Consider the following 16,338-nt stretch of genomic DNA (forward strand, 5'->3'; position numbering starts at 1 on the left):
ATTAAATCAAACCGATCTATATAAAGAAGCAATTGCCTAGCTATAGCGTTTTCGACCTCTTAATAAAAGAGCTTTACGACAGCGCTAAGATTTGAGCGGGTAAAGGCGGAAGTGATGACTTTTTCCCCTGCCTGGACCGTAAGTTTTTTGATTCCGTAAACGTCTTCTTTGAGAAGTCCTCCGAAATAGCGGATCACACGTGTTTTGTAATCGAGATCATCGATTTTTTTCAGGTTGATTAGTGTATGGGTGTCTTCCGATTTCTGTACGCTGTCGGGTTTTACCGTTACGGTCATTGTGCCGGTTTCTTTGGACAAGCTCACAGCGATAGTTTTGCCGTGGAAATCGCTTTTGTCGAGGACTTGTTGTTCTACTGCTTGAACTACGGCGTCTTTCTGGAGACCTTCGCAAAGACCTTGTGCCGTGAGGGTAAGAAGAAGTGCTATGGCTAGAATCAGGCTTTTCATGGCATTGTATGTTTGTCGGTTATGCCAAATCTAATCCATAGGGCGTGCCAAATATCAGAATCGGCCTTTACGGGGGCGCTGAGGTGGTTTGTCTTTGGGGTTGCAAAAAACAGTGTATCGTTATCGGACATTTTTTATGTTGGATTTTGTTCGGTTTTGGAGCATTAACGGGGCGGTATAGATTTGTGTGATTGCGTCAGTTCCGTACCTGTTGTGTTTTGCCGTTGAGTGAGACGGTCTGTTGGCTGAAGCCTATATGCATTTTTAGCTCCGGTTTCATTTTTTACACGGTTTACGGGGTGTTTCCGAAAGGAAAAAAAGACGAAATTTATTTCTGATTCTAAGGTCTGTGGATACGTAGGTCACGATGATGACCTGGACCTGCATTCGTTTTGCGATTCCACGGAAATGCTTCTGAAGATCCGATAATTATGACCGACACTATTAACTATCAATACGCCGTAGCCTCGGCATTGCGTAAAACCGCCGAGGCCGACGAACTTTTGCTTTCGGAATACAGCGAACTGGAACGGAAAACCGGAGCGCCGTGTTTTTTCTGGGGAAAATTGGCCGATCCGTATATCACCGCCCGGTGCCTGATTACTCTGTCGAAGGTAGTGCAGTCCAGCTTTAACCTTTCGCCTTTTCAGCTCGCGTTATTGAAAGACCCGGTGGTGACGGCAGGAAACGATACGATACGGTTCGAAGGTTTTTCGCATTGCGCCGGGGTTTACGCGCGTGTAGATGTATTGCCGGATGGCCATGACGGAGAGTTTTTGGACCAAGGCACTACCAATGTCGATTTTAACCAACCCATGATTGGTGCTTTGGGCAGTGTGCGCCGAAAAGAGGATGTGATGTTGGCCGTAGGGCAAAAATCGGTGAGCGTGGAGACGTCCGGCGCCAAGGTGGTTGAGCGGAAAGTGCCTTTGCCCACAAAGTGGATAAAAGGAATGACCACTGTCCAGCTGTATCTAGCCGATAGCGAGGAACGTTTCCGCCTTAACCGTTTGCAGGCTTTACAACTTTTCAGAAGCGTTCCGAAAAGCAAAGTGAAAACGGATTATTTTTTGGGAATGAGAGGCACCCGCCCGGTCTTGTCGCCCGCCAAGATGCCCGACGGCGTTTGCGTGGGTGGTGTCCATCGTTTGCGCCTTGTCGAAGGCCTTTTGCCTTTGGTTGACGAGGTCCGGGTTTTCGCTCATAAAGACATGCAGTCCACTACTTGGCAATTGTATTTTGGGCCGGTTCGCTTCAATATCACGCTTTCCCGTGATGCTTGGCGGGGCTTCTCGGGCGAGGGTGCCGCTTTGGAATCTTTGATGGAAGATGTTCCCGAAACATTGATCCGCCGTTTCGACAATTACAGCTTTGCGAACCAAAGTTTCAACGCCACGATGACCGCTATCCAAACCGATGTCGATTTTGCGAAAATCGATCAATTGACGGCGAGGCTGTCGGCGATGGGGCTTTTGGGCTTTGATTTGGATGATAACGCTTTTTACTATCGTCGCCTTCCATTCAAAATGGAGCGAATCATGAGCTTGAACCCGAGGGCGAAAGGCGCCGAAAAACTCTTGGAAAAAGGCAAAGTAACGATCGTAAGCAAAGACCCGGATAGGGTGGAGGCCAGGGTTGAGGGAAGCGGTGTCCGCCACACAATCGTGATTAAGGGGGAGAAAGCCCAATGTACCTGCGCTTGGTATGCCAAAAACCAAGGGGAACGGGGAGCTTGCAAGCATGTGCTGGCTGTGAAAAAGATGTTAAACACGAAGTAAGAAAGCCGGAGAGATGGAACTGGAAAAAGAACTGGAGAGGATAGTTGAGCGTGGAAAATGGGATGGCGGAATTAAGTTTTTGACGGAAATCGGTGCGGAAGGTCGCAAGGCGATAGCGAAAAAGGCTAAAGCTTTGGCGAAGGATTATAACCGCTATGATAACAATCTGTACGACGGCTACAAGGGATCCGTATATCAGCGCCGGTTGCTTAGCGGTATAGTCTTCACGTGTCTGACGGAGCGGGACTTTAGCAAATTCTCGACGGTGTTTTTAAAACAAGAGGAAATCGGAGAGCTTCTGGCCATTACCCCGACAAATTGGTTTAGTGATTATCTAAACAGGTTTGCCGAGCGAGAGGAAGGTTACGTGCCGTTAGGGATAAAATACGATTGGTTGTTGGAAATGAGCCGGAAAGGCTGGCTGAGCCCTAGTAAAATGCTGTGGGCCAGGTGCCTGGACAGGTGGAGCCCAATTTATCGAGACAACGAATTCTTCATGCGCCAGAGTGTAGAGATGCTGACGAAGTACGATGAGACCTTGGCCGAACATATCTGGTACTTTTTTGATACGCCTTCCGAATTTTATTATGCGGTGGTGGACTGGACGCCGGGAAAGGCAAACGAAAGCGTTTGGTTGACTGTATTCAAGGAACTTGTCAATTTAGGGCTGGTTGACAGGGTACGTTTGATGCGGGAGTGCTTGAAAGGCACGATCCAAGGATTCAACAAACCGCAGACAGGTTGGTATATGCATTGTTTTGAAGCGATGAACCCGACGGAAAAAGACGTCTTGGAACTGTCTGGAGAGATGATGTCAGCCTTGAGTAGTCCCCAAAGCAAGGTACCGAACACAATTCTTAAATTTTTCAAAAAACATTGTAGCGTTTCCGGTTTTGACCATGAGGCTTTTCTCGACTACGCTTCCATGCTGTTGAATCACGAGACAAAATCGGTGGTCAATAGCGCGTTGATGATTTTGGATAAGCAACTGAAACTGCACGTTGACGGTTTTGACAGGATTGCACTGACGGTAGCGGAGGCTTTGTCTCATACGGACGCTTCGGTTCAGGTGCGGGCTTCTAAAATATTGAAAAAATGTGCGGGAAAAACCGATGATATTCCGAGCGTTATAGCTCCGTATTCCGAGAGTCTGGTTTATGAGGCCAAAGAGTTACTTTCGGACTATCTGGAAGAAAATGAGCCCGAAAACGTGGAGGTATGGGACGAAACGGAGCCGGTAGAATCCCCGATCCGCAAGGAAAGCATATTGGAGAGCCCGAAAGATATTGAGGCGCTGACTTTTTTGTTGACCCAAGTGTTCGAACACAATGACGATAGCCATTTCGATTTGGCTTTGGACGGAGTCGTGCGCTTGGATCAAGATTGGGCGGATTCTGATGTCTCTGTTTTGGGGCCTGTGTTACAAAAAGCCTATAAGGTTGCCAGTACGCCGTGGGAGCAGAAAATCGGACATACGAATTACCTTTTCGCTTTGTTTTTTCTCGAATATTCCGACCGTCTTATCGACCGTTTTCCGGAAGGAGCAAAAGGATTGCTGAAAATCAGAGACAAATTCTATAAAGAAAAACAACGCTGGAAGTCGGAGAAAACTTTGGAATCCGGGGCATACAGGTTCCGAACTTGGCAAACCGACGGAAAGCTAAGTTACTCCTCCGTTTATTTTTTGTTCAAACAGCGATTGGTCGAGGCTTTGGAATTGATCGACGTTAAGTTGAATCTTCCATTATTGTCTACGCCGACGAATGACCCGCATTGGGTAGATCCGAGAGCGCTTGCGGGTAAACTAAAGTTGTGGCAAATAGCGGAAGCCAAGCCAAAACATTGGGACGCGCAATTGGCAATGAGTCGAGTCGTTTTGGAAGGGGCCGAAAGCATCTTGCCTTATATTGAAGAAGGCTTGACTGGTGAATGGCGTGACCTTTTGCTGTTCTTATTCGATAAGGAAGCCTTGCCGAAAGGAGAAATCAATAACGAAGCGCATTGGTGGACCGCTGGTGTGACGAAGGCTCCCGAAACGGAATTCAAAGCGTTTGAGAATTTTAAAATGGCTAACTCGGACCGCAAGCTTTATAGCGGTGACTATGACTGGCGGATGAAGGACGACTTTGTCAAGGAGTGGGGCTGGGATGCGAAATTGAAAAAATATAGAGAATTGGAAATTCCGAAAACCTCTTTGGAAATAGATATTCCGGAGCACAGGGTCCGATTGGACCAAAGCCTGCTTGCGAAGAAAATGCCTGAGATTTCGGTTTATCCGTTGCTTTATGTTAACAACAGGTGGCATAACGGTTTGCCCAAAGACATTTCCAGAATCCTTGGACTGGCGCCTTACCGTTCCGAATTGGTTGCCGGAACTTTGCTGGCGCAATATTCCCGTTTTCCCGAGCCCGAGGGGGAAGACGACAAACGCATTATGCAACGTTTAGTCGATTTTTATAATGATCACCCTTGCGAAATGGGCGAAATGGGGCACTTGTGTGTCGCCGCGGGATTGGTGAACTCAGATAAAACCACTAGGGCTTTGGCCTCCGAAGTATGGATTCGGCAAACGCAACGGGGCTTGTGCGATTCCGAATCGCTGGGCAAAATGTTGGGAACAATGTACTCCCGGAATTTCGCTCCAATGAAACGCCTTACCGACACGTTGACACAACAGTTATTGCATATGTCTCCATGGTTGGATTTGCGCCTACAGACGGTTTTGGAAAATGCTTTGGCAAAACTGCCAAACGATCCGGTAAGAGGCTTGAAAAAACTTTTGGAACAATATCAGGAGCTGTTGAGAAAAAATAAATCCAGTGTGCCGGAAACCCTGAATGGAAAGTTGGACGCTTGGGCGGAGACGAAAAGTTTGGCAAAGACGGTCAAATCTTTAATGGCAATGGCCTGATAACCGATACCCAGATTTTTCATCCTAAACGTTAGTCGAATGACAACTTCCGTACAGGCTCAATTGGAAGAAATAGTAGTGCGAGGCGATGTGGAAGGCGCTTTGTCGATGTTCCGGACTTTGGATAATGAAAGTCAAAAAGGCTTGGCTCCTTTGGTCAAGAGTCTTTACGCTTATTATAGCGAAGAGGTCGAAAATGAGAAAGACCGATGGGGCCCAAGAGCTACAAATGAGCAAGACAAAGTGTTGCATCTGGCAATGTTGTTCACTTTTCCTAAGACGGAATTATCCAAAATACCGATTTTGCGAAGCGACTTCCGGGAAGTGGAGTCTTTGCTCTCGTTTTATATCCCCGAAGGTTTTGGCGAAATGCTGAACGAATCGGCCAAGAGAGGGTGGCTTCGCTATCGGATAACCTATGGATGGGTAATGAGCCTGAAGGAACGGGGGATACTTGATCCTTGCCCTGAACTGATTGTGCGTACGCTTTTGCCATGTATTGGCGGTGTGACACCCAAGGGGCGAGAGATATTCAGTATCGAGAGGTTATATGAATTCCCGGAGACCTTACGATCACATGTCTGGCTGTTTTTTAGTCATTACTCCGTCATTTTCGATCATTCGGCAGTGGGTGCGGAAGGAGAGAAACGTACCTGGAAAAATGCGTTTTTGACGTTATCCACTAATGGAGATCTAGATAGGTTGCGCTTATTGAGGGAATGTTTATTGGCCGTCCCGCGTAATCTTAGCAAGTTTTTGAATAATTGGTATTTGGAACTTTTCAAGGATTTGAATCCAAAAGCTTCGGAGATTCTGGGCTTGCAGACGGAACTGAACGCTTTGTTTTCGTTGGGGCATAACGGAGCGATGTGTTTGGCGCTTCATTCCTTGAAAAAGAGTTGTACCCATCCCGATTTTTCCCGGCAGGAATTTCTTGAAAATTGTCCTTTGGCTCTGGCCAGCCAAACTTTGGGTGTAATTAATGAATGTATTTCCGTTTTGGATAAATTAACCGGGAAATATCCAAGAGAAGCGTTAGAGGTTTTCCGGATAGCCTCCGAAGCGTTGACCCATCCGAAAGCCAATGCTCAAGTCAGGGTAGCGAGGCTGATCCGAAAACACGCTACTCTGGATTTGGAGCGGGAAATACGGGAAATGTTGGAGCCTTATTCCGAATATGTTTGTGCGGAAGCCAAAGAGCTTTTGTCTGAATATCTCGAAAATACAGAATCAACATTACCAAAGGAGGGAAAAGGTACTTTGCCAGCGGTTTTATCCGACGAAAACCGGATCGAATATCCTGAAAATATCGAGGAATTCGTTTTTTTCCTAAGCCAGGTATTCGATCAGCGTAATGTCCATTCTTTTGATATATTTCTGGATTCTTTGGTTCGGTTTTATCCTGAAATCAACCCTGAAGATCTGCCGAAATTCGATCCGGCATTGCAAAAATCATTAAGGGTAAGCGCGGGTGTCGCAAGTAATCGGGCTAGTTTCACCGATCGGGTTATGGCCGTTACTTTTTTGGAATATTCCGGATTGTTGATCGAGCGTTTTCCGGAGGGTAGCAAGACTTTACGGGGGCTACGCGACCGGTTTTTGAAAGCAGACAAAGCGAAACATCCCGTGAAGTATTTTCCAAATAGAGGAAATCGTTTTTATCTGGAAACCTGGAGCTTGGCAGGGCAACACCCTTTTCTCCATATCTTTTACAAACGGGCGTTAGAAGCGCTTCGACTTTTGCGTAAAGGAAAAACGCTACCCTTGCTAGCCTCTCCGACGCATAAACCCGCCTGGATTTGTCCTGATACGTTGATTGAAAAAACAAAACTATGGCAAGATGCGGGAGAGGAACTTTGCGTATTGGATTGGGAAAACGCTATCGCAAGATTGGCATTCGAAAATAACCCAAAGATTCCGAAAAAGGCTTTGTCGGAAATTCAAGGTCAGCCGGGCGAAATATTGACTTATATGCTGAATGGGGAATCGTCAGATATAAAAAATCCAGAAAGCGTATGGTCTACGGCCTCGATCACGAAAAATGAGGAACCTGCGAAAGGTTATGTTTTTACGGACGAACCAAGAAGATATTATTATTGGGAAACGAAACCAAAAGGAAAAGAGGAACGCAGAAAAATATTGGATTTCGAAGGCGTTGAGTATTGCCATGAAGTGGAAGATATAAGCTATCCATTCAAAGGCGAAAACATGGATGGCTTTTATTCTTCCATTGGTTTGAGTCGTGTCAAGTTAGGGCATCTGGGAATCGATACCCTGCGTTATTTGGCTTTGGCGCCCCATCATCATGAAAAGCTTTTGGCGGCGGTTGTGGCTAATGGTTTTCGTTACTCTGACAGTTTGAACGAAGCTTCCACTTGGTTGGTCTCAACTTCGGTTCTGAATTATCTTTTGGAATATAGCCAAGAGCCGTTTCAACGATCGGAAACCCTATTTCTGGCTTTGATAGCCACTGGCCCGAGCAAAGAATTGAGAGAACAATCCGTTGGGCTTTGGGAACGTGGCGTCTATTTCGGATTACTGGATGACGGGAAATTCGGAGAAGCGTTGGGGAAAATGTATGCGATGGAATTCGTTCCCCTGAAGCGTTTTACCGATTTGGTTTCTTCATCAATGCTTAATCTTTCGGTGGAAAAGAACCAAGCTTTACGGAAGGCTCTAGAAACCATGATGACCTTGTTGGATGATAAACCGATAAAAGGGTTGAAAGCCCTTTTGGAGATTTACGGCGAATTGGTATTCGAAGCGAATACCGCTGTTCCGGATACATTAACCGAAAAATTTGAGGTTTGGGGTAAAGTAAATTCATTGAAGAGAATCATCAATCGCCTTACCGCACGGAATTAGGCTTTGGGAATAAGCCTTTTTCGTTTTTTCATTTAAACTCAAAAACAGAAATGAGCACCGTTTTACACGCTGATCTGAGCCATTTTATAGAGCAGGGAATGTTTGACCAAACTATTGAACTGTTCAAAACCCTTGGTGATAAACAGCGAACCGGCTTAAGAAGCTTGGTGAAAAAATTAGTCAAGTATTATTCGGAGTACGAACAAGAAGAAGGCACCAACAGGTGGAGCTCCCGCGGTACGCCAGAGCAATGGCGGGTTTTGCACATCGCTTCCCTTTTTTGCTTTTCCAAGCGGGATATCAAGCGGATGCGGACATGGGGATATAAGATTCAGGATGTAGAAAGATTATTGGACTTTTACGTGCCCGAAGGTTTCGGTGAAATACTGAACGAGGATGCCCAAGATGAGCAGTTGCGCTATGGTATTACCTACCCGTGGATGTTGAGTTTGCGTGATCGTGGCATATTGGATCCAATTCCGGAAATGATTGTGAGGACTTTGCTAAAGCTTCCCGAGCCCGAAGGCTTGCGCCTATACCAAAACGGATATGATATGGACAACCTTCGTGAATATCCCGAGATTTTGGGCGGGCATATTTGGCTTTTGTTCCATTATCCTTCGAATATAAATTTTCATAGATGCCGAACCGAAAAGGGAGAAGACGAGACATGGGTGGATATTTTTCTTCATCTCGTCGAGCGGAAAGATATAGACCGTGGAAGATTGTTGAGTGAATGCCTGTCCGCGTTGAATCAAGGATTTAACAAGTTACTCAGCGGCTGGATGGTTGATCTGTTTGAATCGCTAAATCCTACGAAAGAAGAACTGCTGGAAATGCAAGCCGATATTAACGCGACCTTTTCTTGTGGCCAGAGTAAGGCTTTAAGCCGTTTGTTGCGTTTATATAAAGGAATTTGCGCTGAGGACGATTTCGATCGGGATGGTTTTTTGGATAATTGTCCGCTATTGCTGGGAAGCGAGACGCAAACCGTAATTAACGGGACTTTGGCTGTTTTGGAGGGTCTGGCGAAGCGTCATCCTGACCGTGCGCTAGAGATTTGTGGCATAGTGGCGGATTTATTCGCAAATAAGAAAGCGACGATTCAGGTCAAAGTGGCGAAGTTGATTGCCAAACATTCGCCTGCGGAAGTGGACGAGGAATTGAAAGGGACGTTGGAGCCTTTCGCCCAAGAAATCTGTGGCGATGCCCGGAATATACTGTCAGCTTATTTTTCAGAGGAAATAGAGGCTTTACCCGAAGAAGGGAATGGCGTTTTGCCATCGTCGCTATCCGATGAAAACCGAATAGAATATCCGGACGATATCGATTCGTTCGTCTTTTTCCTGAGCCAAGCTTTCGATAACCATACGCCGTATCACGTCGATGTGTTTATGGAGTCTTTGCTTCGTTTTTATCCGCTTTTGAAAGCGAAAGACTTGCCCGCTTTGGGCCCGGCGCTGCAACGGGCGCATAAGGTTGGCGGTGACTTTGTCAATTCCCGAATAGGCTATTGCGACAAGTTTATGGCGTATAGTTTTATCGACTATACGAAGATGCTTTGCGAGCGATTTGCGGATGACGCAAACGCTTTGGAACGTATCAACAAGAAGAATGACGATCCGAATGATAAAGAAAAAGGCGGTTGGCGTTTTACTTTGGAGTATTTGAAGTTCTCACAAGAACATCCGTACCTGAAGATTTACCGCAAGCGGATGTTGGAAATGTTGACGTTTGTGCGTGAGGAGACCTATCTTCCGCTTTTGTCTTCGCCCACGCACAAACCTTCTTGGCTTGAGCCGGCGGTATTGATCGACCGGATAAAGCTTTGGCAAAAAGCCGGAAAGGACATCGGGCAAATGGACTTGGAAACGGCCATGGCACGAACGTATCCGGAAAGATCGGAGGCGTTGGTGGAAAGAGCGGGAAAGGAGCTAGAAGGTCAGGCGAGCAGACTTTTGGCCTACCTTTTTTCTCCCGAAGAAAAAGACGGCGATATCGTAAAGAAAGGGGGCGCTTGGTCTACGGTTACGATAACGAGATCCGAGCCGGAAATCAGGGCTTATGAATTTGGAGTGGAAGTGAGGCGCTATAATACGTGGAATGCGCAGACGAAAACACATGAAATGAAGCCGTATGAATACAAAATCCTGAAATTGGCTGGCGTAAAGCACGGTTATGACGGGAAGAAAACGAACCTCCCGTTCAAGGAAAAAAGTAGCGATGTTTTTTATAGCGCTTTGGGTTTGAGCAGGGGTGACTTGTACACTTTGGAAGCCGACACCGAACGTTATTTGACCTTGGCGCCAAACCGGCGGGAAGAGTTGATGGCCACGCTTGTTATTGCTTTATTCCGTTATTCCGATTTAACCGGTGAGGCTAGTGAGTCCCGAATTGCGCAACGCATCGCTGACCAAATGTTGACTTACGCTAACGAACCTATCAAAGGAGCCGATCTTCTGTTTTTAGCGGGTATCATGACATGTCCTGACAAAACGTTGAGAGCAATGGCTGTCGCTATTTGGGAAAGAGCTGTTTATTATGAGCTGATTGATGACGGGGCCTTTGGTCAAGTCTTGGGGGCATTTTACGCCGCTGAGTTTATCCCTTTGAAGCGGTTCACGGATTTGCTGTCGTCATCGATGTTGCACCTGTCGGCGGAGAAAAATATCGCCTTGGGAAATACTTTGAGGGTTATGTTGGCCAATTTGGAAGATAAGCCAGTAAAAGGGCTGAAAGCTTTGTTGGAGATTTATCGGGAATTTCCAAGGAAAGAGGCGGATGAAGTTTTAAATGAGAAATTTGCCGTATGGAATAAAACGGCATCATTGCGTAAAGTTCTGAAAGCCTTAACGGAGCAAGAGCCTGTTCAAATTTAACCTGAAATCTTATTTACCCATGGATATTAAAGAAATCTGTAAGCGGTTACTTTTAAGGGAGCCGAAGCCGGATGAAGGTTATTCGTTGACGGAAATAGAGGAAGCTGAAAGGCGGTTAGGCAAAGAGTTACCGAAGCCTCTTAGGGATTTTTATTTGATGATCGGCAAAAATGACCTGTTCGCTAACGCGTTTTCTCGCTTTGTCCGGCCTAAATCACTTTCGGAGGAGGATGGGAAGCTGATCTTTTTGGAAGAAAACCAATCCGTTGTCTATTGGGCTGTTTCCGAGAACGGAGCCGTTTATTCTTCCGAAAACCGGGGAGGTGGGAATTGGTATGACGAAAAAACGGATATCGATACTTTTATGAAAGCGTCGCTTTATAATCAATGTATTATGGCGGACGAAAGTTTTCATGAGGATTATGAAACAGGTTTTTTGTATTCGGGAATGCTGAGCGCAATAGAGTTGCGTGACAAAAGCCTTGGCCGGAAATTGAAAACGTTTCTGGATTCGGCCTGGACAGTTGTGGCAAGGGCAAATGACCTTATTGTCTATGAAAAAGCGGATGCGTTGATGACGATTAATTTGACGGCAAAAGGAGACGCGATAGGCGAAGCTTTTTGCTGTTTCCGAGATGAGAGAGAATTTGACGATATATGCGAGTCATTCAGGTTTTTCCAGATTTGATTTTTCACAAAAAGGGCGGACATCTTAAGGTGTCCGCCCTTTTTGTTTGGGTCGGTTATCAAAATCGGAAATGACAGATTAATGTTTTAACCCTATTCTGTGAAATGCTACTGTTTCTCAGTCGTTTGGAATTTAAATTCCTTTTTGAAGAAATTCATCATTTCCGTTGACCAATTCGATTCGCCGATGTGGCTGTCGTTGGGGAATACCACGTATTCTTTTTTGGAGTTAATTTCGTTAAAAGCTGAGAACCCCAACCTCGGTGGGCAGTCATCATCAACCAGTCCGGCTATGTAGAGTGTGCTAGCTTTTATACGTTTTGCAAAATGCTTAGTATCAAGAAAGTCAAGTGTTCTCAATCCTGCCTCAAAATCACAGCTATTGCCATAATAATCAAGGAAACTACGCACTTCGTCTTTGATGAGGGTGCGGACCTGAATATGGTTTCTCATATCGGTAGGGAACGGATCGCCATATGCGCAAGCGCTTATCCTGTCGGGAAGCAAACCGGCTGTCATTAAAGCAAGCCCACCGCCTTGGCTACTGCCCATCACGCCGATTTTGGATTGATCCACTTCCTGACGGGAACCCAAGAAATCCACAGCGCGCAAACAATCCATAAATATTTGGCGATAGGCGGTTTTGTCAATATCGCAGATACCGTGTCCGAAGAAACCCGGAACTGGAAAATCCGTTTTAAACGATTCTTTACTCAGCCCGTGCCCTCTTACGCATAGTGCCAATTCTACAATTTCGTTTTTACTCTGTAAGAAGCCATTCAAATGTTCAAAACCGTAACCGTAGCCAGGCAGGTGCAAAATAGTAGGGTAGGACCCTTTCTTTTTGGGAACGAAATAGTAGCCGTAAATATCCACATTTCCAACTGATTTCATTTTTACGATATATCCATTTCTGTTTTCCGAACATAGATCCTCCCGCTTTTCGATTTCAAAATTTGGCTTTACCGTTTTCAGCTCCTCAATAGCGTTTTGCCAATATTTGAAATACCCTTTAGGTTCATTTTTAGCTATTTCGATTTTGGTAGGGGCTACACAGAAAAAACTGCTGGCACCTAAATATCCGTCGTTTTTCAGAATGGCGGTAACGGTATAAAATCCGGGTTTGAGTTTTTCGGAACTTAGGTCCAATTCGTATGACTGTTTCCCTTTTACGGTTTTGATTTTTCTTTTTACGACAGTTTTGTGGAAATCATTTTTAATCAGGAGATCGATTTGGCCCCTTGATTTGGGCTTAATGTTAATGTTTAAAGAAATGTTGGCGGGATTTTCAAAAACATGATTTTCGGGTTTGTAGGAAATTGCGATTCTTGAATCCGGCTGAACGTTTCGGTAAAGTTTGACAGCGTTATGATTTTTTCCTCCTGTATATGAATAGTTGGAACATTTAATCTTAATGCTGTTTTCTTTATTGAATTTCAAATATTTACTCGGCACTTTAAACTTTTTCGACTTATATACTGGACTTATCGACCATACAAATCCAGTGTTGAAACCACCGCCGATATAGTGTCCGTTAATTTCCACACTATCAACACTAGCGAGAAGGGTTATTTCGAGGTTAAAATCCGTAGGATTTTGTTTGGGAACGAAAAAGCTGGTTTGCAGAACCCCAGAGGGCTTTTGATAATATAGACCTTGCCTTTCCCATGACAATAACATACTGAACGGCATCGATTTTTCTTTATTTAAGCCGTCGTTAAAAGTAAGTTTCCAGTCAAAGGGAATAAGGTTTTGAGCAAATCCATTGCTCATGGCAAAAATGAAAATGGCGGAGAGTATAAAGTTTTTTGGAATCATCATTAGCGCTCGTTAGTGCTGTGAAAAAGTGTTTTTATCTCAATTATAAGATAAGTTGAATTTTATAGTGGCGCAAGTGATTTTGTTCTGAGTTGTTGATTTTCAGGGTGTAATCGTATTCGATAATTTGAAAGCTCACTTTCGGTTGGTTTTGGGAGTTAAGAAACCAATGTATCCGATGATTTTCTAATTATGGATTATAAATAGGCTGGTTTGCTTTTTTGAAGCTACCCTTCCGTTTACGATTTACGCTGTTTCAGGTATTGGCTCGGGGTCATTCCTGTTTGCTTTTTAAACGCATTATAAAAAGTGGTTTTGCTGTTAAAGCCAACTTGGAAAGCGATGGCAAGTATCGTCATCCTTTTTGTCTCATTGGAATCTAGTAGGCGTTTAGCGTCTTTGACTCTGAAGGAGTTTACATAATCGGAGTAGTTCATTCCTGATTTTTCGTTGATCACTTGCGATACCCAGTGAATAGATTCTCCGACGGCTAGGGCTAGATTATTGATCCTGTAATCGGGATCGTGGTAAGGGGTTTCGTTTAGCATCAGTTTATTTATCGTTTCCCAAAGAAGTTCGGCCTTGTTTTTTGTGAGAGTTGAGTTTTCGTATTTAGGTTTGGGTTCCGGCGTTTCGGGTGAAAAATTAGGTTGCTCGCAAACGGCAAAAATTGGAAAACGAAAAGAATAGAAAACCAACACAAGAATAGAAACGGTTATCAGAAAACCTTCAAGTTTATAGATGGAAAAAAACAGATCATTGTTTATTGCGCTAATGAGTAGTAGTGAGTAAAGGGCGATAAGAAACAATGTGGTTTTTTGGAGCCAGTTGTAATTTAGCTTTTCAACTCCATTAAGATGTATGCTCTTTGTGAGACTTTTGATTTTCAGATAGGCTAGGGTTAAGCAAGTGATATTTAGAGCTACAGTTATGACATAGTCTGCCATGATAGGGAATTGGTGTGTTAAGTAATGTATGATTTCGCTTCCGTCTGGATTATGCTCGCTTTCAACAATATGTAAGCCTATTTTATAGGCGATGAAAAATTTTAAGACTGAATATGCTGATAGTCCTATAATCCAATTTTTGATTTTTATCCTGGATGAAGAAATCAAATATGTGTATAACAGGAAAAGTGGACCGATAAGGTGAGAATGTAAGTATGAGAGGCCCATAAATGGCTCAAGGTATCCGTTGTAAAAAAGGAATGTGTCGATTAGGTAATGAATATTCATCAGCAAGATGATTATTAGAACTGTTTTCGCCCATGAGTTCAGGGGCGGACTGCTTTTACTTGTGTAGATAGTGACAATTAAAAGCAGACTAATGATTAGGCCGAAAAGGGGGAATGCGTTTAGTATTAAGTCCATAGGTTGGAAATTGATTTAGTATGCTTATTAACCTGAATAGTTTTTTTGAATAATAGTTTTGTCTGCTTCGAAGAAGGAAGTGTTTGAGTTGTAAATTGGTGCTGAAGATTGACTGGAAGAGGACGTTAGGTTAGCGAAGTACGTTGATTTTTTTCATTGCATAGGTTGTGAAAATAGTTTTTCAATGGGGAAAGAGAGAATTTGGAATGAGGGTTAAGTTGTCAATTATCTTAATGTATAAGAATTATTTTCGGTGTAAATGACTGACTTATATTGGTTTGTTGGTTCTGTTTTATGATGTGGGATATGTTTTTGATCCCTAATTATAAAGTGGGCAGACTTCAGTTTTGGATACGGATACTTTTGTGTGGAAATGTAAATGCAAAAGAGAAATCCGATGAAGAACAGACTGATAGTGTTTGCGCTGGTATTGGTGGCAAAATGTAGTGCGATACAATTTGCCAATGCGCAAGCAACGAAAGATAATCCAGGGGAAGAGGAGTCAGGTATACAAAGAGTGAAGAGGAGGATGTCAAAGGTCGATTCTCTTTTCTACCATAATGGGGAGGTGGCTTCTTACAGTATTTTGCCGATCATAAGTAATGATAATGTGAAAGGTCTTGAATTTGGTGTGTTGCCTATGTTCTTTTTTCATACAACTAAAGGCAATAACAAAACCTCTCGTCCCATCTTATTAGCACCAAGTTTAGCCATCTCTACAAAGGGGTATGTTAGTGCGGATCTTTTGGTCGATATTCCGTATAGAAAATGGCATATAGTCTCGGGTTTGGGATATGAGAAGTTTGTTGATCGTTACTTTTATCGAAAACAGGAAGTGGAGGGTGTCTTTGTAAAATACAATACTCGTCGTATGGAGGCATTTCTGGATATAACTCGTCAAACTGGCAGGGATCTGGAGTTCGGCTTACATACGGAGTATATGAATGTTAAGAACAGGACCTTTCAGGACCAAAGTTCAGGTGGGTTTGAAAAATGGATGGGAAGTAGCAAAGCTTTGGGCTTGGGTCCAGTAATAGTCTGGGACACAAGGGATCATTTCAACGTACCGACCAAAGGTATGTATGCGATAGTGAGGTCAAATTTTTACGAGGATGATTTGGGTTCCGATTTTACCTTTCAAAGGTATTCGGTTGATATTAGGCGTTACGCATCGTATTGGTCAAAAGGTGTATTTGCCACTCAATTTGTGATAGAGTCAGTTAATGGGGATGTTCCTTATTATCAGTTGCCAACCATAGCAGGGCCGAATAAGCTTCGGGGTTTGGATAACCCCAATCGCTACATCAATAAACAGGCAATTTTCTCGCAGGTTGAATATAGGCATGATTTCGGGAAGCGTTACGGAGGCGTAGTGTTTGCCGGCTTGGGAAATTCATCTGATAAATTTGACAAGAGCTTGTTCAGAAAAATGAAAGTGGCCTATGGAGCGGGGGTGCGTTATAGGGTTCTAGATAAGGAGCGTATGAACCTTAGGCTTGATTATGGAATGGGTTCGGATAATAAAAGCGTGGTGTTTATAGGGGTTTCGGAGTCTTTTTAAAG

The 16,338-nt window shown here is 44.1% G+C and carries 9 protein-coding genes; 6 read left to right on the top strand and 3 right to left on the bottom strand.

Annotated elements, in window-relative coordinates; genetic code table 11:
* Positions 1–59 precede the first annotated feature (59 nt).
* Positions 60–467, bottom strand: a complete 408-nt coding sequence (locus tag AABK39_RS08895; RefSeq protein ID WP_338394578.1) for a hypothetical protein — start codon at positions 465–467, stop codon at positions 60–62.
* 431 nt (positions 468–898) lie between these two features.
* On the opposite strand from AABK39_RS08895, the gene AABK39_RS08900 reads away from it, so the two are divergent.
* The 5 genes from AABK39_RS08900 to AABK39_RS08920 are packed head-to-tail and all read left to right on the top strand — an operon-like array spanning position 899 to position 11,588.
* A complete protein-coding gene (locus AABK39_RS08900) occupies positions 899–2,245 on the top strand; it encodes an SWIM zinc finger family protein (RefSeq protein ID WP_338394579.1) in 1,347 nt (448 codons plus the stop codon).
* A gap of 13 nt (positions 2,246–2,258) precedes the next feature.
* A complete protein-coding gene (locus tag AABK39_RS08905; protein ID WP_338394580.1) occupies positions 2,259–5,156 on the top strand; it encodes a DUF6493 family protein in 2,898 nt (965 codons plus the stop codon).
* A gap of 39 nt (positions 5,157–5,195) precedes the next feature.
* A complete protein-coding gene (locus tag AABK39_RS08910; protein WP_338394581.1) occupies positions 5,196–8,021 on the top strand; it encodes a DUF6493 family protein in 2,826 nt (941 codons plus the stop codon).
* A 50-nt stretch (positions 8,022–8,071) separates the two neighbouring features.
* Positions 8,072–10,900 (top strand): DUF6493 family protein, encoded by a 2,829-nt coding sequence (locus AABK39_RS08915; RefSeq protein WP_338394582.1) that lies wholly within the window; start codon positions 8,072–8,074, stop codon positions 10,898–10,900.
* Positions 10,901–10,919: 19 nt separating this feature from the next.
* Positions 10,920–11,588, top strand: coding sequence for a hypothetical protein (locus AABK39_RS08920; protein ID WP_338394583.1), 669 nt, complete (start codon positions 10,920–10,922; stop codon positions 11,586–11,588).
* Positions 11,589–11,695: 107 nt separating this feature from the next.
* Here the strand turns inward: AABK39_RS08920 and AABK39_RS08925 are convergent, their stop codons facing one another.
* A complete protein-coding gene (locus tag AABK39_RS08925; RefSeq protein ID WP_338394584.1) occupies positions 11,696–13,408 on the bottom strand; it encodes an alpha/beta fold hydrolase in 1,713 nt (570 codons plus the stop codon).
* 236 nt (positions 13,409–13,644) lie between these two features.
* A complete protein-coding gene (locus tag AABK39_RS08930; RefSeq protein ID WP_338394585.1) occupies positions 13,645–14,775 on the bottom strand; it encodes a helix-turn-helix domain-containing protein in 1,131 nt (376 codons plus the stop codon).
* Positions 14,776–15,172: 397 nt separating this feature from the next.
* Between AABK39_RS08930 and AABK39_RS08935 the strand changes: the two genes are divergently transcribed.
* Entirely contained in the window at positions 15,173–16,336 is a 1,164-nt protein-coding gene (locus AABK39_RS08935) for a BamA/TamA family outer membrane protein (RefSeq protein ID WP_338394586.1), read from the top strand.
* Positions 16,337–16,338: the final 2 nt, after the last annotated feature.

The organism is Fulvitalea axinellae (assembly GCF_036492835.1).
In the GTDB taxonomy this organism is placed as follows: Bacteria; Bacteroidota; Bacteroidia; order Cytophagales; family Cyclobacteriaceae; genus Fulvitalea; species Fulvitalea axinellae.

Excerpts from the sequence above, each read along its gene's own strand:
- AABK39_RS08915 (WP_338394582.1), top strand. The coding sequence starts at position 8,072 with ATGAGCACCGTTTTACACGCTGATCTGAGCCATTTTATAGAGCAGGGA.
- AABK39_RS08930 (WP_338394585.1), bottom strand. The coding sequence starts at position 14,775 with ATGGACTTAATACTAAACGCATTCCCCCTTTTCGGCCTAATCATTAGT.
- AABK39_RS08905 (WP_338394580.1), top strand. The coding sequence starts at position 2,259 with ATGGAACTGGAAAAAGAACTGGAGAGGATAGTTGAGCGTGGAAAATGG.
- AABK39_RS08935 (WP_338394586.1), top strand. The coding sequence starts at position 15,173 with ATGAAGAACAGACTGATAGTGTTTGCGCTGGTATTGGTGGCAAAATGT.
- AABK39_RS08900 (WP_338394579.1), top strand. The coding sequence starts at position 899 with ATGACCGACACTATTAACTATCAATACGCCGTAGCCTCGGCATTGCGT.
- AABK39_RS08920 (WP_338394583.1), top strand. The coding sequence starts at position 10,920 with ATGGATATTAAAGAAATCTGTAAGCGGTTACTTTTAAGGGAGCCGAAG.
- AABK39_RS08925 (WP_338394584.1), bottom strand. The coding sequence starts at position 13,408 with ATGATGATTCCAAAAAACTTTATACTCTCCGCCATTTTCATTTTTGCC.
- AABK39_RS08895 (WP_338394578.1), bottom strand. The coding sequence starts at position 467 with ATGAAAAGCCTGATTCTAGCCATAGCACTTCTTCTTACCCTCACGGCA.
- AABK39_RS08910 (WP_338394581.1), top strand. The coding sequence starts at position 5,196 with ATGACAACTTCCGTACAGGCTCAATTGGAAGAAATAGTAGTGCGAGGC.